Below are 22,856 nucleotides of genomic sequence, written 5' to 3'. Positions count from 1 at the left end.
CCGCCCAGGTGTTCGCCGGCCGCGCCCCGGTCAAGCCGCACGCCAAGCCCGGCCAGGTGGCCAAGCTCGGCCCGAGCCGGCCCCGCGTGGAGGACGTCGGCGAGCACGTGGCCCAGAAGTGGATCCTCACCCGCGGCCGCGACAACATCCGCGACCTGCTGCCGGGCCCGATCCTGCCGACCGTGATCGACACCGAGCTGCTCATCGAGGCGGAGAAGGAGCTCGGCCACTCGCTGCGGCCCTACCCCGAGGCGAGGGTGTGGCTGCGCGACGGGTTCTGGGCGCGGGTCTACCGCGAGTTCGACCTGGGCGTGGGCGTCTCGTCCAAATAGCGGTCCCCTCGTTCGAGGAGGGCCTCGGCCGTGGCCGTACGCGCGTACAGGACATAGCGCCCCGTACGGTGGGCCGTGCACAGACCCGCTCTGCGGAGCGCGGTGAGGTGCTGGTTCGCGCCCGGCTCCGACAGGCCCGTGCGCTGGGCCAGATCGCGGGTGGAGGCGGGCTGGTCCAGCTCGGCCAGCAGTCGCGCGCGCGTCCTGCCGAGCACGGCCGCCAGCGCCTCGGGCGGCTCCAGATCACGACGCTCCCACAGCGTCGCGATGCCGCGCGGCGGATAACGAACGGTCGGCTGGTACGGCGGCCTCGTGACCGAGAAGACCCGCGGCGAGGCGAACACGCACGGCACCAGCAGCAGCCCGAGCCCGCGCAGCGAGCGGGCACCCGAGACGTGGCGGTGCGCGATGCTCAAGGTCCCGTCCCGCCAGGTGACCGCGTCGTCGAGGTCGGCCAGCATCCGCTGGGCGCCTCCTTCGGCCAGCAGCCGGGCGCGGTGGAGGATCTCGCCTTCGAGCAGTGCCCTGATCCTCGCCCAGTACGGCGCCATCGCGGCATTCCAGTAGGCCTCCACCTCCTCCGCGAGGCGTTCCAGCCCTCTCTCCGGGTCGTCGTAGAGCGCTTGCACCCGCTTCGTGCGGGGACCGGGGACGGCGTCCAGATCTGAGCGGACCCGTCCGGCCGCGCCCCGCATCGTGGCGAGTTCGAGGCCCAGATCCGGCATGGACGTCGACGGCGGTGTGCAGGTGAAGCCCGCGATGACGATGGTCGGCACCGGGACGAGGTCGGACAGCAGGCTCCAGCCGACGCCTTGGAGGCGGCGGCGCACCTGCTCGGCCCAGGGGCGCAGCAGCGGGTGGGCACCCGGTTCCTTCACCACACGGACGCTGGTGACGACCTCGCCGAGCGGGGATATCGCGAAGCGGATGTTGGCGATGTCGCGTGCGGTGAACGTCAGGTCCAGGGTCATCGGATTCGCGGATCACTTAATTCATAGCGCTCTTTGCCAACATTTCAGCATCGTTGCCGACATGTCAGCAACTGTGGTGGAGCAGCCGCTGCTGCGCCTGCGCCCGTTCCGCAACATGTACGTCGCCGGCGCGATCAGCCAGTTCGGCTCCCAGATCAGCTACGTTGCGCTCCCCCTGCTCGCCGTGACCGCGCTCGGCGCGGGAGCCGGCGAGGTGGGCCTGCTGTCGGCGCTCGGAACGCTCACCGTGCTGCTGCTGGGGCTGCCCGCGGGAGCCTGGGTCGACCGGGTCAGGCGGCGTCCGGTGATGGTCGCCACCGACCTGCTCAGGGCGGCGGCGCTGCTGTCGGTGCCGGTCGGGTGGTGGGCCGGCTGGCTGTCCATGGAGCAGCTCTACGCGGTGGCGGTGCTCGTGGGAGCGGGCACGCTGCTGTTCGACGTGGCGCAGCTGAGCCTGGTGCCCGGCCTGGTGGGGCGCGAGCGGCTGACGGCGGCCAACTCGCTGCTCGTCGGCACCGGCGCGGGGATGGACGTCGCGGGACGCAGCGCGGCCGGGGTGCTGGTGCAGGCGGCGGGCGCGCCGGTGGCGATCCTGCTGGACGCGCTGAGCCACCTGTGGTCGGCCGTCTGGCTGCGCGGCGTCCGCGAGCCGGCGGCGGACGCGCCGAAGGACCGGGAGCCGATCGGCCGGCTGATCGGCGCGGGCGTGCGCTTCCTCTTCGGCAACTCGACGCTCGTGGCGGCCCTGATCCAGGGCACGATGGCGAACCTGGCGTTCCCGCTCTGCTCGGTCCTGCTGCCGGTGCTCATCGTGGAGCAGCTCGGCTATCCGGCGTGGGTGCTGGGGGCGTACCTGGCCGTCGGCGGTCTCGGCGCGCTGGCGGGTTCGTCCGCCGCCCACCTGTTCGGCCGCCGGCTCGGCACCGGGCGGGCCGCCTGGCTCGCGAGCCTGGCCACCGCGCCCGCCTCGCTCGTCCTCCCGTTCCTGGGGCACGGGCCGTGGTTGTGGACGGCCGCGGCGGCGTGGTTCGTGCTGACGTTCCGCACGGGGCTCAACAACGTGCTGCTTGTCAGCCTGCGGCAACGGGTCACGCCCGATGACATGCTCGGCCGGATGGCGGCTACGATGCGGCTGCTGCTGATGGGCGCGGTCGGGCTGGGCAGCCTGCTGGCCGGCGCGATGGGCGAGTTGTGGGGGGTGCGCTCGGCGCTCTGGCTGGGCGCGTCGATCATGGCGCTGAGCTGGGTGCCGTTCCTGTTCTCCGCGCTCCGCAACCAGCCGTGAACCTCGGGAGAGCCAGGTCCGATTCCCGCCAATCACCCATATCTTCCTGCTGACCTGCGGTTTGACGATGAGGTCCGATTTCCGCTGGTCGACGCTCGCGGCGAGCGCGTAGCGTCGGAGACATGTCACCCATCGAGCTCGACTTCGACTCCTGCTACCGGGCGGTCGCCGCCAGGGACGCCCGGTTCGACGGGCGCTTCTACACGGCGGTGACGACGACGCGGATCTACTGTCGCCCGATCTGCCCGGCCCGCACACCCTCGTTCCGCAACGTGCGGTTCTATCGGCACGCGGCGTCGGCGGAGGCGGCCGGGTTCCGCCCGTGCAAACGCTGCCGTCCCGAGCTCACCCCCGGCGACCCCGGCTGGGACGTCCGCGGCGACCTCATCGGCAGGGCGCTGCGGCTGATCGACGACGGCGCCGCCGACGAGCAGGGCATCGCCGGGCTGGCCAAGCGGCTGCACGTCACCGAGCGCCACCTGCACCGGCTGTTCGTGGCCGAGCTGGGCGTCGGGCCGCTGGCGGTGGCGCGGACGAAACGGCTGCTGCTCGCCAAGCAACTGCTGACCGAGACGGACCTGTCGATCACGGAGGTGGCCTTCGCGGCGGGGTTCGGCAGCGTCCGGCAGTTCAACGCGACCATGCGGGAGACGTACGACTTCACGCCCAGCGAGCTGCGGGCCACGGCCGGGCGGGTGGCGGCCAGGGTCGGCGACGCCGCCGGGCCGCTCACCCTCCGGCTGCGGCTGCACCGGCGCGAGCCGTACGACGCGGACGGCGTGTTCGGCTTCCTGGCCTCGCGCGCCATCCCCGGGCTCGAAGTGGCGGACCGCACGTCGTACGCCAGGGCCGTGCCCGGCGGCACGATCACGCTCACCGACCAGCACGACCACATCGCCCTCGACGTGGCAGTGGACGACACGCGGCAGCTCACCCGGCTCGTGGGCCGCTGCCGCCGCCTGCTCGACCTCGACGCCGACCCCGGCGCCATCGCGGAGTCCCTCGGCCAGGGCTCGCTCGGCCCGCTCGTCGCGGCGCGGCCCGGGCTGCGGGTGCCGGGCACGTTCGACGGGTTCGAGCTGGCCGTACGCGCGGTCGTCGGCCAGCAGATCTCCGTGGCGGGCGCCCGCACCCTGCTCGGCCGCATCGTCGCCAGAGCCGCCGCGCCCGGCGGCCTCTTCCCCACGGCCGCCCGGCTCCTGGACACCGACCTCACCGGCCTCGGGCTGACGAACCGCAGGATCTCCACCCTCAAGGACCTGTCGGCCCGTCTGGCCGACGGGCGCATCGACCTCGACGGCGGCCAGGACCCCGCCGACGCGGTGGCCGGCCTGCTCGCCGTCCCCGGCATCGGCCCGTGGACGGCGAGCTACGTCGCGCTGCGGGCGCTGCGCGACCCCGACGCCTGGCCCGTGGGCGACCTCGTGCTCGACAAGCGCATGGCCGCCCTGGACATCCCGCACGACCACATCGAACGGTGGCGCCCATGGCGGGCGTACGCCGCCTTGCACCTCTGGAGCTCGTCATGATCACTGCTCAGCTCGTTCCCACGCCCATGGGCCCGCTGTCCCTGCTGTCCCGCGAGGCGGTGCTTGTCGCGGCCGGCTTCACCGCCGAACCCAAGGAGATGTACGCCCGCCTCACACCCGCCCTGCAGTCGGAGGGCCTGGAGGTTCTGGACGGTCCCGGCCCCGCCGGTGAGGCCGTCCTCGCCTACCTGGCGGGCGACCTGGAGGCCCTCGACGCCATCCCGGTCTCGCAGCCTGGCACGCCCACCCGCAAACGGCTCCACGCGGCGTTGCGCGAGGTCAAGCCGGGCACGACCGTCACATACGCGGAGCTCGCCGCGCGTGCGGGGTTGCCGAGGACGGCCGCCAGGGCTGCGGGCTCGGCCTGCGCCCAGAACCTGATCGCGCCGTTCGTGCCGTGCCACCGCGTCCTGCCCAGCGGCGGCGGCTACGGCGGCTACTACTACGGCGTACCGGTGAAAGAGTGGCTCCTCGCCCACGAATCCGGAGGAATCGCTGACTCTAGGTAATGGCTCGACAATATTCGGTAACGCGTGCGCCATGCCGACGCAGGAACACGAATATCTGATCGGGCTCGTACGCAACCGCCCTTCCCTGGTCGCCACACTGCTGGCCGGGATGGGCGTCGCCCGTCTATCTGGCCACACTCAGGGCGCGCACGAAGTGTCCGGTGCTACTCCTCGTCTTCTGCGAAGACGCCAAAACAACCCGCCACTGCGCCGAACCTATCGAAATGGGGCATCCCAGGTGGGTGCTGCACCCCATCGTCATCGGCCCGGACGGGATCCCTTCGATCATCGATCTCGGCTGGGCCGTCGACCAGCCGGAGCTCGCGACCGTCTCGGCCATCGTGCACGGTCAGTCGGAAGCGGGCCTCAGCAACATTCTGCCCCTCCCCGACGAAGCACGGGCCCGCATCCTCGCCCGCACCGACCTGCACGTCCTGGAGTCCTGGGTGCGCAAGGCCGCCACCGCGAAGAGCGCCGACGAACTGTTCCTCTAGAGCGACACCAGGGCCCGGCACACATCACCCGTGCCGGCCCCGGTCCACGACGGTTCAGGGCCTGACGTTGCTCTGGATCTCGCCCACCGGCACGTCGCGGGTCGCGCCGACCTCGACGGGCGCGAACTGCACCGGCACCACGTTGTCGACCACCTCGACCGGCCAGACGGTGGAGACCGTCAGGGTGTACTTCTCGCGCGGCTGGTCGATCGACGAACGCAGATAACGCACGCCGCAGGCGAACGTGCCGCCCTTGGTGTACGGCTTGCCGGACGTCCCGCACCCCTCCTCGTGCACCTCTGCGCGGTCCTTCGTGGTGCCCGGGTCGATCGTGATGCTTTCGAGCGTGGCGACCACGGTCGCGCTCATGACACCGGGGATCGTCGCGGTCACCGACCTGCGCGGCTCGCCGATGCCCTCCAGCCACACCCAGGTGGGCAGGTTCACGTAGCTCTTGGCATCGGGGTTCAGCTTGACCGTGGGCTCGGGCACGGTCAGCGCGGCTCTGGCGATTTCGGCCAGTTCCTGGATCGTGATGCCGGAGGGCGGTGTGGTGCCGGGCGGCACGAAGACGAACGGGTCGAGACCGGCGAAACACGCCTGCCCTTTCGGGTCTGCGGCGTTGTACGCAGGCCCCCACCAGCGCCCATCCTTTCCGATCTTGTCCTCGAACTGCTTGAGGAACGCCTGCCACTTCTCCTCAGTGGGGTTCTCCGTGAACCTGAACCAGTAGGCCCGCAGGCTTTCCTGCGACTTGAGCATCTCGTTCGCGTCCAAGCCGGGCTCGTACCAGCATGGGCGCTTGAGCGCGTAACCGTCGCTCTTACCGCCCCTGGTCCCGTCGCCGGACACGACGATCTTCGAGTGGGCGAGGTTGATGCCCCTCGTGCGCTCCTCGTTGATGGGGCTACCCACCGTCCGTCCACCCTCGTCGGGATCTGCCGCACCCGCCAGCGCCAGCAGCGCGGCGACGGCGATCGAGCTCATGGGGTTCATCGAATCTCCTTCGCGTGGAGATCCCGGGCTTCATGCCTTGGGGAGGAAGTCAACGGGTGCACCCTTTCTCGCCATAGCTGAACGATCTGATCCGCCACACCCCGTCATCACCGCGGTGCGCGAGCACGGACTGGAGGTACGGCTCGCGCACGAAGGCGGGCTGAGGCTCGACGGCCTCCCCTGTACGCGCGGACAACACGCGCACCTCCGACTCGTCCACGCACGCGTTGACCTGCGCGCCCTTGCCCACCAGCGCGGCGACGCGCAGGTTGTAGACCCGGGCGGCGCCTCTCACGGTCATGTCCTCCTCGGTGTATCCGTGCACCCAGTCGTACGCTTCGCGGACCGCCGTGAGTTCGAGATCCAGATCCTTCAGGTATCGATCGCTTCCCGAGACGAGCGCCTTCCTGGAGGCGACGTAGTAGCCGGTGATGAGCTTCAGCAGCGGGTCGGGGTCGTCGGGCCACTCGATCCGCACCTGCAGCTTGTCGCCGCCGATCCTGAGGGTCTCGGGCCCTGAGGCGGGTGCGGCGGTGCCGCTCACGCTCTTCGACGGGCTCGGGGCCGGCTGCCCGTTCGCGGGCGGCCCTGCCTCCTGGGGCGTGTACGGCCGTTCGGCCTGCCCGCATCCCGCCAGGACCGTGACGCCCAGCCCGATGGTGCCCAGCACCGCCATGACTCGTCTCATGCCGACGACTCCCTCACCACATGCATGCGCCACGTGGGCAGCAGCTCCTCGATCAACGCCTCGGTCTCAGGGGCCATCCCGCCGCCGTACGGGTGGGAGGCCGCCCTGCGGGTCAGGCCCTCGACGACGGCGCGCAGGCGCACGATGTCCTCGGTGGCGTGCGTGGCCCGCAGCAGGTCGCGCCAGAGCCCCTCGTCGTCGGCCGCCAGCAGCAGGGCCGCGCGTACGGCGGCCACCGCGGCGTCCGGCTGGCCGTGGGCGAGCCTGAGCTCGCAGAGCTGGTGGGCCGCGTCGGCCACCCCGGCGGTCACGTCGTATTCCAGGTCTTCCGCCGCCAGCCAGGCGTACCTGCCGGGCGGCCTGCCGGCCAGCAGTGGGCCTCTGACCAGGCCGAGCGCCTTCTCCAGGAGCACGGCCCTGGCCGTCGGGTCGCCGTGCGAGCGGCGTACGAGCTCGCGGAACAGCGCCCAGTCCGTACGCACCTCGGGCCCCAGCCGGAGCCGGCCGGACTCGTCGGTGAGCAGGTGATCGGGCCCCAGCCATTCGGCGACCCTGGAGAGGGTGGCGTCCCTGACCATGGTCTGCACGCCGCGCGGCCACGACACGCCGCCGAGCACCGCGGGGTGCACGCCGCCCGGATGCGTGGCGAGGTACACCAGCAGCTCGGCCGCCAGCTCCATCCGGCCCTCCTCCAAGGGGCGCAGGCCGGCGATCTCGAGAGGGCCGAGCACCCTGATCTCGACCGCGGGCGGGTGCAGCCCCACCAGAGGCTCGGCCTCGGGGATGGCCTCACCGTCGAGCCGGTCGGCCGTACGGAAGAGGTCGAGCAGCGCGCGGTAGTGGCGGCGCGGCAGGAGCTGGGCCTCCACCTCGAAGCCCAGCTCGGCGATCCTGGCCCTGCCGTCGTCGCCGATCTCCAGCGTCCACGTGGCGTGCGGGACGTCGCCGGCCAGCACGTATCCGGCGGTGTCGCGGCGGGCCAGCAGCGCCAGCCGCCTGGCTTCCTCGTGCGTGGGCGCCACCGCGGACAGCAGGTAGTGGGCGACGCTGTGGCCGCCGCTGACGCGCCCGGTCAGCACCTCTCTGCGCGGGGCCGCGTTCGCCTCCAGCTCGGGCAGCACCTCGGCCAGACCGCCGACCGCCCTGATCCGCTCGGGCGCGATCGCGGTGAGCTCCTGGCCGAAGCCGACGAGCGTGATGCGCATGCGGTCGGACCACCGGTTGGTGGCCAGCTCGACGGCGAGCGCCGCGAGCGCCGCGGTGGTCTGCGCGCCGCGCACATTGATCAGGCCCTGGGCGGCCTCCAGGTCGATGAGCACGCGCCCGCCGGCGTCCGTGCCGATGGAGACCAGCCCTGGGTACGGTGCCCCGCCCGGCTGCTCGTGGCCGAACTCCGCGGCTCCGCCCGCTCCCGGGCTTCTCCGGTCCGGCAGCAGCCGCCCCTCGTGCGCGGGGAGCCGCCAGACCTGGCCGCCGTCCTGGGCCGTCCAGGGCGCGGGCGGGTCGTTGTCCGGCGGATGGATCCACAGGTCGAGCGTGCGTGGAGACAGGTGCGCGCCGTACACGGTGGGCGGCGTGCGGTGCTGCGCGGCCAGCTCGGCCCCGAGCAGCCGCAGCCCGACGTCCAGGATGCGGGCGCCGGGGGCGTCCCCGCCGAGCCTGAGCGCCACCTCGGCCTGGGCGGCGTCGTCGCGCGGGCGGGCGATCCTGCGGCCGGACAGGCGCCGCCACAGCTGCTCCCTGCGCCGCCTGGCCAGCACGAACAGCAGCCCGGCCGCGGCCAGCGAGGCGGCGGCGAGGTAGTCGGTCAGCTCGCCCTGGCTTTCCTGGATGACCGGCTGCCGGCCGTCCTGCGCGCCCGGCTCGATCTGGCGGTGTTTGCCCTCGTGCCCGGGTGTCCCGCGCTCCTCGCGGTTCTCGCGCTCTTGGCGCTCCTCGCGGTCCTGCCGCTCCTCGCGGTCTGCGCGGTCGTCGCGCTCCGCCGCCCTGTCCCCGCGCCCGGGGCCCGGGTCGGCCCTGCCCGGGTGCTCGCGCAGCGTCTGCTCGCGCGACTGGCCGGCGGGGACGATGTGCACGTTTCTCGCGTCGTCCGGCATGTCGAGCACCCAGCCGGGCCTGATCAGGTCGGCCATGCGCAGCCGGGTGCCGTCGGGCTGCTCTTTCGCCTGGTTGAGCCGGTAGATCTCGGGATATCGGCGGCCGTCTCCCAGGCACTTCTCGGCGATCTCCCACAGGCTCTCGTGGTGCCGGCCGTGCGGCGGTTGCACGACGTACACCTTCCTGGTCTTGTGCGTCTCCATCTCCTGCTCGACGATCGGCGCGGAGTAGGCGACCGCGGTCACGGGGGGCGCGGCCGGCGTGGGCGTCAGCTGGGCGACCGGCGCGACCATCGCCCCGGCCGTGAACAGCAGCAGCACGGCCGAGACCAGCTTGTTGGCCAGCACCTGCATGCCGCCGGAGAGCGGCACGCGAGCGGGCATGCCGACCCTGCGCACCCCGGCGTACACCTCGACCAGCACGCACACGAACAGCTGGAACCAGGCCAGCCACACCAGCAGCACCAGCACGGCCACGATGGTGCTCGGCCCGACGCGGCTGGTGAGCACGCCGAGATCGAGCAGCTCGGGCGCGATCGGCGGGCCGACGAAGGTGAGCAGCGCGTACGGCACCCCGCCCACGAGCGCGACCAGTACGACCAGCGCGCCGAGCCCGGCGAGCACGTCGCCGGCGCTGCGCCTGGCCGGGACGCGCACGGGCACCTGACGTCCGGGTGGACGCGCGGGCTCTCGCGGCGGCATCGCCTCTCCCTCCTCTGTTCCAGCGTCGTGTCTCGTGCGTTCCGCATCCATCGAGTGGTCGGTTTCGGTCTATCTCGCTTCCGGGGCGGCGCCGGCTTCCCCTGTCATCTCGGAGCCGGGGAACCCGATCGCGCTCAGGAAGAATGCCTCCCACCGCACCGTCACGGTGACCGTGACCTGGGCCTGCCCCTGCTCGACGGTGCACTCGCCGCGGGTCACGTCGCCGCCGCCGTGCGCCTCCACGATCTCGTCGGCCCTGCCGCACACCTCGGCGTCGCCGAGCAGCCGGGTCTCTCCCGTCGTGCGGAGGTGGTCGACGTCGACCTGGTCGGCGCCGGCCCTGGCGGCCTGCTCGGCCACGTCGGTGGCGCGCAGCCGGGCGTTGATCGCCGCCCCGCCGTCCACCAGCAGCCCGGCCAGCAGGAACACGACCGCGGAAAACAGCACGGTGAACACCGACATGGACCCCCGCTCGCCGGCCCTCATTCGACCCTCCTGAACTGCTCGAGCGGCACCACCGCGGTGCCGGTCAGCTGTTTGGTGCCGCCGAACCCGAGGAAGGCCAGGTCGAGCTCGCACGTCACCTCGGCCTCGACGTGGCCGCCCTGCTCCCACGCGGACCCGTCGAGCGAGACCGACGAGGACTGGCAGCGGCCGTCGAGCACGCTCGTGGTGATGGCCTCGGCCGCGGACCCGGCGTCGTCGAGCGTGCGCTGCACGGACGCCGCGCGGGCGGCGTCGCGGGCGGCTCCGTTGACCCGCCCCTGCGCCTCGACCAGCACCCCGGCCCCGGCCAGGAACAGCAGGAACAGCAGGAAGACCGGGGCCAGCATCACCGTCTCCACCGCCATGGAGCCGCGTTCGGCCCGTCTCATTCGCAGTCCTCGCCGCCGTTGTCGGGGCGGAAGCACTCGACGGGCCCGCCCGCGGTGGCGGTGATCGTGAACGAGAGCTCGGGCAGCAGCGGGATGACCTGCACGGCGCTGCCGGACACCGTGACGAAACGTTCGTCGGGCTCCTTCTCGGACGTCGTGGCGGTGGCGTCGCCGAGCAGCCGGGGGCCGATGGCCCGCACGATGTCGGTGGCCTTCGTGGTGGCCGCGCCCTCCCAGTCACCCGAGTCGAACGGGGCGGACCTGGCCACGCGCGCGCCTTCCCTGGCGGCCGCCTCCGCGACCTGCCGGCCGTGGAACCAGAGCGCGACCTGCACGATGAGCAGCACGACGGCGAGGATGACCGGCATCAGCATGGCCAGCTCGATCACCGTGGCGCCGCGCTCGCCCTTCGGCTTATTCGCCTCCGCCGCCATCGCCGCCACCGCCGCCGAAGGTGCCTTGGATCTCGCTCTGCTTCTGCTCGACCAAGGTCTTGATGAGCGTGGCCAGGCCGAGCGCGACGCCGGCGATGATGGCGGTGATGATCACCCATTCGACGGCGGACGCCCCGCGGGTGGGTGCGGTCCTGGCCCGGTGGATGCGCACGCCGAGGTACGCGGTCAGATAGATGATCCAGGGATGGTTCATCATGCCCCCAACATCTTCATAGCGGCGGGATAACTGAGAAAGATCACAAAGCCGGCGCAGAGCAGGAGCTGGGCCACGAGCATCGACTGCGACCGCTCGCCCGCCCTGCCCTCGATCTCGGCCAGCTCGCGGCGGCGCAGCGTGGCCGCCCTGGCCGTCAGCGACGCGCGTACTTTGGCGCCGTCGTCGGCCACCAGGCCGAGCGCGGCCGACAGGTCGCGCAGCTCGTCGACGTTGATCTCTTCGCCGAGCTGGCCGAGCGCCTGCCACGGAGTGATGCCGACGATCCTCGCGCCGGCCAGCGCGTCGCGGATGCGGCCCATCGCCCAGTTGGGCTGCTCGCCGCTGACCGCAACGGCCATCATCAGGGCCTCGGGGACGCCGCGGCCGCCGGCCAGGTTCATCGAGACGAGGTCGAGGAACGCGCCCACGACGTGCCGGAAGTCGCGCCGCTTGGCCGCCGCGTCCTTCTTGACCTGCAGGTCGGGCAGGAAGAAGAACACGACCGCCACGAGCACGGCGGACCAGAACGGGATGGCGAGCGAGGTGCCCCACTCCATGAGCACCAGCCAGCCGAGCAGCAGCGGGAAGGCCAGCAGGCCGCCGGCCGCCAGCAGCACCTTCGTGGCCAGGAACGCCTCGAAGGAGCGGCCGACCAGCGCCAGGTCCGACCTGACCGACCTGACCTCCCAGCCTCGGGCGCTGTACAGGCGGGCCAGCCGCGCGCCGAGGCCGCGGCGGAACGCGCTGACCTCCTCGTCGGGCAGCAGGAGCTGGATACGCGGCGCACCCGCGTCCTCGCGTACGGCGTCGAGCGCCAGCAGCCGCGCCACCAGCCCGGGACGGGCGGGGAAGAGCGCCCTGAACAACACGAGCAGGCCGAGCCCGATCACGGCGCCGGCCAGTGCGCCCTCAACCATCGCCGCCTCCTCCCATGAGCAGCCGTGTCGGCTTGTCGAACCTGGCCAGCCGCCGCATCCAGGCGAACCCGGCCCCGAACAACCCCGCCACGACCACGAGCACGGCCTGACCGAGGGGGCCGTCGTATTCCTCGACGTAGGAGGGGTTGAACACGACGAGGATCCCGGCGAAGGCCAGAGCGGTGATCACCACGATCTGCACGCTGCGCCGGGTGGCGCGGCGCTCGGCCTCGACGCGGCGGCGCATGTCGAGCTCTTCACGGGCCGAGACGGCCAGCGCGCCGAGCACGTCGCGCAGGCCGGGGCCGCGCAGCCTGGAGTTGAGGATGAGCGCGGCCACCACCAGGTCGGCCGAGGGATCGTCGAGCTCGTCGGCGAAGAGCGCGAGCGCCTGCGGCAGCGCCATCCTGGTGTGCAGCCGGTCGATCAGGGACCGCAGGTGGGGCCTGAGCGTGGGCGCGGCGGCCCTGATGGACGACGGGATGGCCTGTTCGAGCCCGGCCGCCCCGGCGATCGTGTCGCGCAGCGACTCGGTCCAGGCGGCGAGCCCTTCGAGGCGGCGCATGGCGGCGCGCTCCTCGGCCGCGCCGCCCGACAACCCGCGCCAGGCGAACACGAGCAGCACCGTGCCCGCCGCCACGACCGGCCAGCCGGTGACGATCAGGACCAAGGCGGCGGCCACGGCGGCGATCGCGGAGCGGGTGGTCAGCATCTTGACCAGGTGGCGCTTGGGCCGGGGCGGGCGGGGGCGCAGGCCGTACAGGGAGATGCAGAACAGGAACAGGCCGCCGCCCGCCACGGCGCCGGCGAGCAGCGCCAGCGGGTCGAACGTGAACGCGCCCATGTTCACCAGCCCCCCAGGGTGTAGCCGTGGGCGGCGAGCTCCTCCATGCAGGAGATCGGGGCGTGCGGGACGGCGGCGCCGTCGGGGCCCGGTGCGAACACCTCGCTCGACAGGACGCGGCCGTCGCAGCCGTTGACCTCGCGGATGCTGGAGACGTAGCGGCGCAGCGTGCCGCCGACGTGGTAGTCGTTGCGCTTCTCGACGAAGACGACGAAGTCGATGGCGCCCGCGATGAGCATGTGGGTGGCGTCGATGGGCAGCCGCTCGCCGGCCTGCAGGGCGTAGGTGGAGATGCGGTTGAAGACCTCCATGCTGGAGTTGGCGTGGATGGTCGACAGGGAGCCGTCGTTGCCCTGGGTCATCGCGTTGAGCATGGTGACGATCTCGTCGCCGAGGACCTCGCCGACGATGACGCGGCTGGGGTTCATCCGCAGGGAACGTCTGACCAGCTCGGCCATGGAGATCTCGCCCTGGCCCTCGGAGTTGGGCAGGCGCTGCTCGAAGGCGACGACGTTGGGGTGGAGCTCGGGGAACTGGTCGAGGCCGAGCTCAAGGGCGCGTTCGACGGTGATGAGGCGCTCGCTGGGCGGGATCTCGTTGGCCAGTGCCCGGAGCAGGGTGGTCTTGCCGGCGTTGGTGGAGCCCGCGATCATGATGTTCTTCCTGGCGGCCACGGCGGCCGTCAGGAACCGTGCGACGTCGGGGCTGATCGTGCCGTTGCCCGTCAGGTCGGAGAGGAAGACCTTGCCGAGGCGGGCGCGGCGGATCGACACGGCCGGCCTGACTGTGACGTCCATGACGGCGCTCAGCCGGGAGCCGTCAGGCAGCCGCAGGTCGAGCTGAGGGTTGGCGGTGTCGAACGGCCTGCTGGACAGGCCGGAGTAGGCCGCCAGGATCTGGATCAGCTCGGTCAGCTCGTCGTCGGAGTCGGCGACCGGGTCGTGCATGAGCTCCTGCCCGTCGGCGTAGCTGACGAACACCCGGTCGCAACCGTTGATGTCGATGTTCTCGACCTGGGTGTCGTCGAGCAGCGGCTGCAGGCGGCCCACGCCGAACAGGGCCGCGTGGATGCCGGCCGCGAGTGCCTCCTCCTCCTCGACCGTGGGCGGGGTGCGGCCGAGCCCGATCTCGCCGCGGGCGTGCTCTTCCAGCACCTGGGAGATCAGCGCCCTGGCGAACTGGCGCTCGTCCTCACCGGTCATCGCGGGCAGGCCGTTGGCCTGGTCGAGCCGGCGCTGGTGGGCCAGCCGGTCGCCGACCTCCTGGCGGAACCGTTTGACGAGCGAATGGTCGATCATCGGTGGCTCACCAGCCTTCCCGCGAGGTCGCGTGCCGTACGGATCAGGAGGGAGCGGTCGAGCCGGCCGCCCCACTGCCCGCGCAGGAGCTCGGCGCCCTTGGGGTCGTGGGCGAGGCCGTAGACGTATTGGACGGTGCTGCCGACGATCCGGCGCACGTCGTCGATCGAGGCGCGGTAGTTGCGCGGGTCGGCGATCACCGCGACGCCGTGCGCCTTGGTGATCTGCAGCCGCTCGCGCAGGTGGGCGACGTGGTCGAGGGTCGCCCGGGTGAGCAGCACGACCTGCTCGGCCTCGGCCATCAGGTCGCCGAGCTGGGGATGGGCGCCGAGCCGCCCGCAGTCGGCGATCACGTCGGCGTTGGGGATGGCCGCGAGCGCCCGGCCCAGCGGGCCCCACAACCAGGTGAGCCCCGCGGCCTGCTCGCCGTGCGTGAGCCCGGCCAGCACGTCGAGGCCGCCGACGATCTTCTGCGTGTGCTGGCGGATCTGCGCGGGCTCGAGGCCGCGCCTGGCGGTGGCGCCGAGCGTGAGCAGGCCCTTGCCGGGGTTGAGCACGCCGCCGTCGGCGGCGGGCAGCCGGTAGGCGAGGTCGCCGCCCGCCGGGTCGCATTCGGCCAGCAGCACGGGTCGCGGCCAGACCGCCGCGAGGGCGGTGGCCGCGGTCGTCACACCCGGCGCGCCTTTGTCGGCGGCCAGGACGATGAGCGCCACGTCAGCGTGCCCCCGGGAGCTCGGCCACCGCGATCTCCCCGCTGGAGGCGAAGGCCACTATTTCCGGCGACGCCGAGGAATCGACGACCACCGTGATCTGGCCGGAATTTCCCGTGCGGGACTTGTCGCCGACGGAGAAGACGAGCGCGCTCGCGGCCAGGACCCGGCTTTCTGCTTGGCTCGCCCGGCTCGGAACGTGCACCAGCTGAACGCGGTCGCCTACTTTCAGGCCCGCGGGCATTTGACCCGGCTTGAGCGCCAGCCCGACGGTGGCCTTTCCCTCGCCGAGCTCGGTGCTGGCCTTGGCGCCCATCTGGTTGGTCAGCAGGGTGCCGGGCAGGATGGTGACGGCCGCGAAGCTGCCGACCACCTGGTCGAGCTGCGACCAGCTGACGTAGTCGACACCCTCAGCGGCGATCTTGACCTCTTCGAGCGCCTGCTCGGTGAACTTCTGACCTGCGCCGATCTGCTGGGTGACGCGGATGGCGGAGACACGGTCGCCGCTCCGCAACACGAGCAGCGTCGTGGCCAGCGCGCCGCCCAGGATGAGCAGGACGGCCAGCGCGGCGAGGGCCGGCTTGCGTTCGCGGGGTGGCACGGGGAGCTTGCGCGAGGCCGGGCCGGCCAACCCCGCCGCCGCGTCGGCGGCAGGCTTTTCACTGGTCCTCATGGGTGGGGGGCTCCCGAAGTGAATTGCGGAATTCACGCCATTATGTGGGGCTTGACGTGGTGACGGGGGCGGAATGCGAGGACCAATGCTCGTTTCGCAGGTGGCGGGATGTCAACTCGAAATAATCGATGCCTATTGTTTCTAACGAGTTGACGAGTATTGATTTTTCCGGCTAGCCGTCACTTTGATCACACCAGCCACTTTTTTCACACATTTATGCCAACATATCGACTCAAGTCGCCGCAGATTCCCCATGCCATTGCTGTCAACTCACGCACCTGTTCCCGCTCCGGGCGTTACCTTTGGCGCCCGAGGTCGACCGAGGAGACGGCACCATGCGGATCATGCTCACCGTGCTCGGCGGGCAGGGCGACCGTGACGTCGTGATCGACGGAGACGACGGCGCCACGGTGGCGAGGGTGAGCGAGGCGCTCAGCGATCAAGGGCCGCTGGCCGACGTCGTCCGGCTGCCCAGGGCCCGAGCCCCCTACGGACTGTCGGCCGGCCCCGACGGCCCGCACATCCCCCGGCCCCGCAGGCCGGAGCGGGACACCGGCTGGCCGGCCGGCCAGCCGCCCACGCTCTGGCGCGACGGCCGCCCGCTCGACCCGCGCGCGCCGGCCGCCGCCGTGCTGCGCGACGGCGACAAGGTCACGCTCGACGCCCGCCTCGCCCGCGCCACCGTGGTCGAGGAGCCGGGCGGGGTCGCCGAGGTGCGGGTGGTCGGCGGCCCCCGCGCGGGTACGGTGCACCGGCTGGGGCTCGGCGTGCACGTCATCGGCTCCGACCCGATGTGCGCGATGGCCGTCGACGATCCCGCGCTGGCCCCCGAGGCGGTGGCCGTACGCGTGACACCGGACGCGATCATCGTGGAGCGGGCGTGGCGGGAGCCCGACGAGGCGCCCAGGCTCAAGCTCAAGGGGCGGTGGGCCGACGAGGTCGCCGAGCTCACGGCGCGGGTCGCCGAACGCGAGGCCGCCGAGCTCACGGCCGGCTACGGCGAGACCCCCGAGCTCGACGGCCGGCCGCTCACCGAACCCGTCGACTGGCCCGACCAGGCCGTGCTGACCTGCGGCTCGTCGGTGTTCGTCCTGACCTCGATCGAGCCCAAGGACGCCCACCTGGCTCCCAGGAGCGAGGGCGGCGTGGCCTACAACCGCCCGCCCAGGCTCCGGCGCCCGGAGCCCGAGCGCACGTTCGTCCGGCCGAAGGAGCCGACCAGGAACGAGGGCATGCGCCTCCAGCTGCTCGCCGCCTTCCTCCCGGCCGTGCTCGGCTTCACTCTGGCGATCGCGCTACGGCAGTGGTACTACCTGCTCGTCGCCCTCATGACGCCGGTCATCATGATCGGCCAGTGGTGGAGCGACCGCCGCCACGGCAAGAAGCAGCACAAGAAGGCCGTCAAGGAGCACAAAGAGCAGCTCCAGGCATACGACGAGGCCGTGGAGCGGGCCAGGGTGGCCGACGAGGCGGTCCGGAGGTCCAACGCGCCCGACCCGGCCCAGGTGCTGCTCACGGCCACCGGCCCGCGCAGGAGGTTGTGGGAGCGCAGGAGCCACGACGACGACGCGCTCAGGCTGCGGGTGGGGCTGGCCGACCTGCCGGCCGACCTGGAGTTGTCGGAGGAGCAGGGCGGGCGCATCGAACCGCCCGTCTGCCGCTCCGTGCCGGTGGCGCTGCCCATGCGCCGGCTTGGCGTGGCCGGCGTCACCGGCCACCGTGAGGCCGCGACCGGCCTCGCCGGCTGGCTGATCGCCCAGGCCGCGACCCTGCACAGCCCGCGCGACCTGGCCATCGTGATCGTGTCCGCGCACGCCGATGGCGAGCAGCGCTGGGGGTGGATGCGCTGGCTGCCGCACTGCTCGCCGCAGTCGGGCCAGGAATGCGTGGTGCTGGCCGGCACCGATCCGGAGTCGGCCGCCCGGCGCGTCTCCGAGCTCGCCGCGCTCATCGACGAACGCCAGAACACCGCGATCCCCGAGCTGGGCAAGATCCCCACCGGGTGGGACGACCTCGGCGGGCCGGAGAAGCCCACGTTCTCCTCCTATGACGTGCGCCCGTACGACGTGCTGGTGGTGCTGGACGGCGCCCAGGTGCTGCGCGGGCTGCCCGGGATGCCGCAGGTGCTGCGCCAGGGGCCGCGCTGCGGCGTGTACACGCTCGCCCTCGACGAGGACCAGCGCCTGCTGCCCGAGGAGTGCCAGACGGTGGCCGCGTGCGGCGACGACGGCCCCGCGCAGCTGCGCGGCGGCGGCCTCGACGTCATCGGGCCGGTCCTGGCCGACCTCGTCTCCCCCGCCTGGTGCGACCGACTGGCCAGAGCCCTCGCCCCGATCCGCGACGTGAGCAGGGACGACCCGGCGGGCAACCTGCCAGGCGCGGTGCGCCTGCTCGACCTGATGGGCCTGCCCGACCCCTCCGGGCGGGAGCTGGCCGCCCGCTGGCGGGAACGCGGCACCACCGAGGCGCTGATCGGCGTCGGCCCCGACGGCCGCTTCTCGGTCGACCTCACGCTCGACGGCCCCCACGGGCTCATCGCCGGCACCACGGGCGCGGGCAAGTCGGAGCTGCTCCAGACGCTCATCTGCTCGCTCGCGGTGGCCAACCGGCCCGACCAGCTCACGTTCGTGCTGATCGACTACAAGGGCGGCGCCGCCTTCAAGGAGTGTGTACGCCTGCCGCACACCGTCGGCATGGTCAGCGACCTCGACGGCCACCTGACCCAGCGCGCCCTCGACTCGCTGGCGGCCGAGATCCGCCGCAGGGAGCGCCTGCTGCTGGCGGCGGGGGCCAAGGACATCGACGACTACACCGGCCCCGCCCTGCCCCGCCTGGTGCTGATCATCGACGAGTTCGCCGCGCTGGTGGCCGAGCTGCCCGAGTTCGTCACCGGGCTGGTCGACATCGCCCGCAGGGGCCGGTCGCTCGGCATCCACCTGATCCTGGCCACGCAGCGGCCCGCGGGCGTGGTCACCGCCGACATCCAGGCCAACACCTCGCTGCGGATCGCGCTGCGGGTGACCGAGCCCGCGGAGTCGTCGGATGTCATCGACCTGCCCGACGCGGCCCACATCTCCAAGTCGACGCCCGGCCGCTGTTATGTGCGCTCGGGCGTAGGGGCGGCGACCGCCGTGCAGACGGCCAGGGTCGGCGGCCGCAGCCCTGCCGCCGGCGCGCCGGCGCCGGCGGGCAACGTGCGGGTGCTGGAGGTCGGCTGGCGCTCGTTGGGTCGTCCGCTCCCGCCGCCTCCTGAGCCGGAGGAGGACGCGACGGGCACGGACCTCGGGCTCGTCGCCGACGCCCTCATCGAGGCCGGACGTCTGGCGGGCGTCCCCGCCCAGCCCAGCCCGTGGCTGGACCCGTTGCCCACCGGCCTCGTCCTCGACCAGGCTCCCGCCGGGCATCCCGTCCTGGCCGTCCCGATCCCCGACACCGCGGCGTACCCGCCGCACGCGGACACGTTCGCCGAGGTGGCGCCGTTGCCGTTCGGCGTCACCGACCGCCCATGGGCCCAGGACCGGCATCCGCTGGCGCTGGATGTGGCGCAGGGCGGTCACCTGCTCATCGCGGGCGCGGCCCGCAGCGGCCGGTCGACGGCGCTGCGCACGATCGCGGGCTCCATCGCGGCCCACGCCTCACCCTCGGACGTGCACGTGCATGCGGTCGACTGCGGCTCGGGAGCGCTGCTGCCGCTGGTGGCGATGCCGCACTGCGGCGCCGTGGTGACCCGCGACCAGCTCGACCGGGTGGAGCGCCTGCTGAGCCGGCTCAAGGCCGAGGTGGGCCGCCGCCAGCAGCTGCTGGCCGAGGCCGGGCACGCGTCGCTGGCCGAGTACCGGCAGGCGGGCCACCGGCTGCCCTGGCTGGTGCTCATGCTCGACCGCTGGGAGGGCTTCGTCGCCGCCTTCGAGGGCTACGACTACGGCCGCATGATCGAAGGGCTGCTCCAGCTTCTGCGTGAGGGCCCGGCGGTGGGCCTGCGGGCGGTGGTCACCAGTGACCGCTCCGGCCTGCTCGGGCAGGTCTCGACGGTCTTCGACGACCGGCTGCTGCTGCGGTTGTCCGACTCGTCCGACTACGGCCTGGCGGGCTTCCCGCTCAAGGGCCTGCCGTCGTCGATACCGCCGGGCCGGGCGCTCTCGCTGGGCGAGCACGGCATCGTGGAGCACCACATCGCCCTCCTGGACGCGGACCCGGCGGGCCCGGCGCAGGTCGCCGCGTTGCAGTCCCTGGCCCGCGCCGCCGCCGGCCCTCCCGGCACGGCCCCAGGTCAGAAGGCGCAGGGCCCGGCGCACGAAACCGGCAGGGGCGTCTGGCGCTGGGAGGGAGATCCTCCGCTGCGGGTGGACGCGCTTCCGATGCGCATCACGGCGGCCCAGACGCTCGCCCTCGACCCGTCCTTCAGTCCGCCGTCGCCGCTGTGGGCGCTGGTCGGCGCGGGCGGCGACGCGCTGGCCCCGCTCGGGCTCGACCTGCTGGCCCACGGCCCCGGCGCCGTGATCGCCGGGCCGTCGCGCTCCGGCCGGTCGTCGGCGCTGCTGACGGCCGCCCGCTCACTGATCGCCCGCGGCACCCCGGTGGTCGCCGTCGCCCCGCGGCGCAGCCCGCTGAAGGAGCTGGACGGTGCCGTGGCGGTGCTGGACGGCAACGCCACCGACCTGGCGGAGCTCGTCGCGGACCTGCATGACTACGTCGTGGTGGTGGACGACGCCGAGCTGATCAACGCGGACGGCCCGCTGGGCGCCGCCCTGGAGGAGGTGCTCAGGTCGGGCAGGGACGGCGACCACGGGCTGCTCATCGCCGGCGTGACGGGGGACCTGGCCGTCGCCTACCGTGGGTTCGTGGCGGAGACACGCAAGTCAAGGACGGGACTCCTGCTGGCCGTGCAGAGCCAGGCGGACGGCGACCTCTTCTCCATCCGCCTGCCGCGCGGGGCAGCCGGGGGACCGCCGGGGCGCGGCTTCCTCGTGACGACCGGCACCTTCACCCCCGTCCAGACGGCACTCCCCGGCGGCGGCCCGTAGCGGTCAACCCTCGTCAGCGGGGAGAGCGTCGGCGGGGACGGCGTCGGCGTCGGCGGGGAGGGTGAAGAGGCGGACGTAGAGCGGGCGGGCGTCCGGCGGGGCGTCCTCGGCCTGGTGGGCGTGCTTGAGGAGCAGGGCGACGTACTCCTCCTGGAAGGCCTTCAGCTCCTCCTTGGTCATGCGGACCAGCCCTCGCGAGCCCCACGTCCAGCCGGGGTCGGCGCGGTAGGCGGCGGGGAAACGCTCCATCAGGGCGCGGTCCTCCTCGAAACCGGCCCGGTGGAACTCCTCCAGGACCGCCCGGTCGCCCGGCGCGAGCTGGTCGGGGTGGGGAGCGCGCATGTCGCGGAGGACGCGGGTGCGGCGCCACCAGCGTTCGCGGCCCGACGAGCGCTCGGGGATCTCCTCGATGAAGCCGTATTTCTCCAGCTGGCGCAGGTGGTAGCTGGTGGTGCCGGTCTTGGCGCCGAGCAGCTCGCCGAGGGTGGTCGAGGTGGCGGGCCCGTGCAGGTTGAGCAGGGTCAGCATGCGGCGGCGCATGGGATGGGCCAGGGCTTTGAGCCGCTCGGGGTCGTCGAGCACGTACGGCTGCTCGTGTGCCGGCTCGTCATCCTTCATGAGGAGCAGGCTAGTACTCCAGAACGATATCTGCAGACAGGCATTTGCCGAGGATTCTCTGCAGACTAGTCTCGGCGATATGCGACTCCTTCTCGCGGCCGCCGCGGTGGCCGCCACACTGTTAACGCCGCTCGCCCCCACCGCGGCTGCCGCTGCCGCTGTTGGGCCCCTCCCCGGCCTGCCGGGAGACCTGGTGGCGCAGGACGTGACCTTCCGCGGCGGCGGAGGTCTGGAGCTGCGGGGCAGCGTCATCAGCCCCGTCGACGCCCGTGACGGGCGGGCCGGGGTCGTGCTGGTGCACGGCGCCGGCACCGGAACGCCGAGGCAGAAACTGCTGGGCGAGGCCGTCGCCTTCGCCAGGAAGGGCCTCTCGGTGCTGATCTACGACAAGCGTTCCCAGGGCTACTCCCTGTTCGACAGGTCGTACGCGCTCCTGGCCGAGGACGCGCTCGGCGCCGTGGGGGTGCTGAGGAACCGGCCGGGCGTCGACCCCGGCAAGGTCGGCGCCATGGGGTTCAGCGAAGGCGGATGGGTGGTGCCCATCGCGGCCGCCCGATCCACGGACATCGCGTACGTGATCCTCGTCGGCGCCAACGCGCTGCCGCCGCTGCGGCAGCAGACCTGGGCGGTGGCCGCCGGGCTGCGCAAGGCGGGGGTGCACGGGCCGCTCGTCGAACGGACCGTGCCGAACCTGTACCGCGCGATCGCCGACGGCGGCATGTTCCCGGAGCCGTTCTTCGACCCCGCGCCGGTGTTCGCTCAGGTGCGAAGGCCCGTGCTGGCGATCTGGGGGGTGCACGACCTGCTGACGCCGCCCAGGGAGACGCCGCCGATCATGGCCGAGGCCCTGGAGAAGGGCGGCAACAGGGCGTACACCTTCCGGTTCTTCGCCGACGCCGAGCACGCCGCGCACCTGACGCCCGACGGCGGGGTCACCCGGCTGCCCGAGCTCGCCCCCGGCTACGCGGACCTGGTGGGAAGCTGGGTGGGCGAGGTGACCTCGGGGCGGGCGCCCATGGCCGGCGTCTCCGGGCCGGCGCCGGTCCAGGAGGACGACACCGTGGAGGTCCCGCCGGTCGCGTGGTGGGAGTCCGCGCCCGTCCAGCTGGTGGCGCTCGTCGTGTTCCTGGTGGCGTTCGGCGGCTATCCCGTCGTGGCGCTGGTGCGTCGTATCAGGCGGTCAGCCGCTCCCGCGTCCCCGCTCGTGGCCGCGCGGGTGGTCAGCGGCGCCGGGCTGGCGGTGGTGGCGGGCGGGTTCGCCTACCTGTTCTCCCTCATCATGACCGGCGGGAAGCTGGCCGCGCCCGGTCCCGTGGTGGCCGGGCGGCCGGTGATCTGGCTCGCGCTCCAGGCGCTCGCCGTGGCCACCGTCGTCGCGACGCTCATCGTCGGGATGCGCCGGCGACGGGTCGCCGCCAAAGGCGAAAGAGTGCGGCTGGGCGTGCTGGTCGGGGGCGGCGCGGTGTTCCTGCCGTGGGCGTTGTACTGGGGGTTGGCGCTGCCCTAGCGAGACCGTGCACGGCCAGGAGCATGGGTGCTGCCTGGCCGTGGCCGCGGTCGCCGCGTCATCCGATCTTGCTGTTCACCACCGAGTCCGTGTCGCCGCCCCAGATGTCGTCGTCCTCGTGGAGCCACGTGCTGGAC

General features: G+C 72.7%; 20 protein-coding genes and 1 pseudogene. 7 read left to right on the top strand and 14 right to left on the bottom strand.

The annotated features are described in order from the left end of the window. A pseudogene (locus E1294_RS41320) lies at nucleotides 1–332 on the top strand (NYN domain-containing protein); the annotation flags it as partial. On the opposite strand, the gene E1294_RS41315 reads toward E1294_RS41320, so the two are convergent. After that, nucleotides 290–1,303, bottom strand: coding sequence for an ArsR/SmtB family transcription factor (locus E1294_RS41315; protein ID WP_132516443.1), 1,014 nt, complete (start codon nucleotides 1,301–1,303; stop codon nucleotides 290–292). The pseudogene E1294_RS41320 and the gene E1294_RS41315 sit on opposite strands and share 43 nt — an antisense overlap. Before the next feature lie 61 nt (nucleotides 1,304–1,364). Here E1294_RS41315 and E1294_RS41310 point away from each other — a divergent pair, with 61 nt between their 5' ends. The 4 genes from E1294_RS41310 (at nucleotide 1,365) to E1294_RS41295 (ending at nucleotide 5,120) form a co-directional block, all read left to right on the top strand. Further along, complete coding sequence (locus E1294_RS41310) at nucleotides 1,365–2,588, top strand: MFS transporter (RefSeq protein WP_132516441.1); 1,224 nt, start codon at nucleotides 1,365–1,367, stop codon at nucleotides 2,586–2,588. A gap of 122 nt (nucleotides 2,589–2,710) precedes the next feature. Continuing rightward, nucleotides 2,711–4,117 carry an AlkA N-terminal domain-containing protein gene (locus tag E1294_RS41305; protein ID WP_132516439.1) on the top strand — a complete coding sequence of 469 codons (1,407 nt, stop codon included), beginning with the start codon at nucleotides 2,711–2,713 and terminating at the stop codon, nucleotides 4,115–4,117. Continuing rightward, a complete protein-coding gene (locus E1294_RS41300) occupies nucleotides 4,114–4,626 on the top strand; it encodes a methylated-DNA--[protein]-cysteine S-methyltransferase (protein WP_132516437.1) in 513 nt (170 codons plus the stop codon). The genes E1294_RS41305 and E1294_RS41300 overlap by 4 nt, the downstream gene beginning before the upstream one ends. A 224-nt stretch (nucleotides 4,627–4,850) precedes the next feature. Next, nucleotides 4,851–5,120 (top strand): hypothetical protein, encoded by a 270-nt coding sequence (locus E1294_RS41295; protein WP_132516434.1) that lies wholly within the window; start codon nucleotides 4,851–4,853, stop codon nucleotides 5,118–5,120. 54 nt (nucleotides 5,121–5,174) lie between these two features. On the opposite strand, the gene E1294_RS41290 is transcribed toward E1294_RS41295, so the two are convergent. The 12 genes from E1294_RS41290 to E1294_RS41235 form a co-directional block, all read right to left on the bottom strand. Further along, on the bottom strand, nucleotides 5,175–6,116 hold the full coding sequence (locus tag E1294_RS41290) for a hypothetical protein (protein WP_132516432.1): 942 nt from the start codon (nucleotides 6,114–6,116) through the stop codon (nucleotides 5,175–5,177). A gap of 49 nt (nucleotides 6,117–6,165) precedes the next feature. Further along, entirely contained in the window at nucleotides 6,166–6,804 is a 639-nt protein-coding gene (locus E1294_RS41285) for a hypothetical protein (protein ID WP_132516430.1), read from the bottom strand. Beyond that, nucleotides 6,801–9,602, bottom strand: a complete 2,802-nt coding sequence (locus E1294_RS41280; protein WP_246083659.1) for a BTAD domain-containing putative transcriptional regulator — start codon at nucleotides 9,600–9,602, stop codon at nucleotides 6,801–6,803. Before E1294_RS41280 ends, E1294_RS41285 begins: the two co-directional genes overlap by 4 nt. A gap of 69 nt (nucleotides 9,603–9,671) precedes the next feature. Continuing rightward, a complete protein-coding gene (locus tag E1294_RS41275) occupies nucleotides 9,672–10,088 on the bottom strand; it encodes a pilus assembly protein TadG-related protein (RefSeq protein ID WP_246083658.1) in 417 nt (138 codons plus the stop codon). Next, the gene (locus E1294_RS41270; protein ID WP_132516428.1) at nucleotides 10,085–10,477 is read right to left on the bottom strand and encodes a TadE/TadG family type IV pilus assembly protein; all 393 of its coding nucleotides are present in this window, start codon (nucleotides 10,475–10,477) and stop codon (nucleotides 10,085–10,087) included. Before E1294_RS41270 ends, E1294_RS41275 begins: the two co-directional genes overlap by 4 nt. Further along, nucleotides 10,474–10,911 carry a TadE family protein gene (locus tag E1294_RS41265; protein WP_132516426.1) on the bottom strand — a complete coding sequence of 146 codons (438 nt, stop codon included), beginning with the start codon at nucleotides 10,909–10,911 and terminating at the stop codon, nucleotides 10,474–10,476. The genes E1294_RS41270 and E1294_RS41265 overlap by 4 nt, the downstream gene beginning before the upstream one ends. Further along, a complete protein-coding gene (locus tag E1294_RS41260) occupies nucleotides 10,892–11,128 on the bottom strand; it encodes a hypothetical protein (RefSeq protein WP_246083657.1) in 237 nt (78 codons plus the stop codon). The genes E1294_RS41265 and E1294_RS41260 overlap by 20 nt, the downstream gene beginning before the upstream one ends. Next, on the bottom strand, nucleotides 11,125–12,045 hold the full coding sequence (locus tag E1294_RS41255) for a type II secretion system F family protein (protein ID WP_132516424.1): 921 nt from the start codon (nucleotides 12,043–12,045) through the stop codon (nucleotides 11,125–11,127). Before E1294_RS41255 ends, E1294_RS41260 begins: the two co-directional genes overlap by 4 nt. After that, nucleotides 12,038–12,889: a type II secretion system F family protein gene (locus E1294_RS41250; RefSeq protein WP_132516422.1), complete on the bottom strand. Its 852-nt coding sequence runs from the start codon at nucleotides 12,887–12,889 to the stop codon at nucleotides 12,038–12,040. Before E1294_RS41250 ends, E1294_RS41255 begins: the two co-directional genes overlap by 8 nt. Before the next feature lie 2 nt (nucleotides 12,890–12,891). After that, the gene (locus tag E1294_RS41245; protein ID WP_132516420.1) at nucleotides 12,892–14,187 is read right to left on the bottom strand and encodes a TadA family conjugal transfer-associated ATPase; all 1,296 of its coding nucleotides are present in this window, start codon (nucleotides 14,185–14,187) and stop codon (nucleotides 12,892–12,894) included. After that, nucleotides 14,184–14,900, bottom strand: a complete 717-nt coding sequence (locus E1294_RS41240) for a CpaE/TadZ family protein (RefSeq protein WP_132516418.1) — start codon at nucleotides 14,898–14,900, stop codon at nucleotides 14,184–14,186. The genes E1294_RS41245 and E1294_RS41240 overlap by 4 nt, the downstream gene beginning before the upstream one ends. Before the next feature lies 1 nt (nucleotide 14,901). Then, complete coding sequence (locus E1294_RS41235) at nucleotides 14,902–15,570, bottom strand: CpaB family protein (protein WP_132516415.1); 669 nt, start codon at nucleotides 15,568–15,570, stop codon at nucleotides 14,902–14,904. 335 nt (nucleotides 15,571–15,905) lie between these two features. Between E1294_RS41235 and E1294_RS41230 the strand changes: the two genes are divergently transcribed. Continuing rightward, nucleotides 15,906–20,594, top strand: a complete 4,689-nt coding sequence (locus E1294_RS41230; RefSeq protein ID WP_132516413.1) for an FtsK/SpoIIIE domain-containing protein — start codon at nucleotides 15,906–15,908, stop codon at nucleotides 20,592–20,594. A 3-nt stretch (nucleotides 20,595–20,597) separates the two neighbouring features. Here the strand turns inward: E1294_RS41230 and E1294_RS41225 are convergent, their stop codons facing one another. After that, complete coding sequence (locus E1294_RS41225; protein ID WP_132516411.1) at nucleotides 20,598–21,212, bottom strand: ArsR/SmtB family transcription factor; 615 nt, start codon at nucleotides 21,210–21,212, stop codon at nucleotides 20,598–20,600. Nucleotides 21,213–21,291: 79 nt separating this feature from the next. Between E1294_RS41225 and E1294_RS41220 the strand changes: the two genes are divergently transcribed. Beyond that, nucleotides 21,292–22,719, top strand: a complete 1,428-nt coding sequence (locus E1294_RS41220) for an alpha/beta hydrolase family protein (protein WP_132516409.1) — start codon at nucleotides 21,292–21,294, stop codon at nucleotides 22,717–22,719. Nucleotides 22,720–22,856: the final 137 nt, after the last annotated feature.

Source organism: Nonomuraea diastatica (assembly GCF_004349015.1).
Lineage (GTDB): Bacteria > Actinomycetota > Actinomycetes > Streptosporangiales > Streptosporangiaceae > Nonomuraea > Nonomuraea diastatica.
The sequence above is the reverse complement of the archived record's forward strand: the minus strand, read 5'-3'. Positions and strand labels throughout refer to the sequence as shown.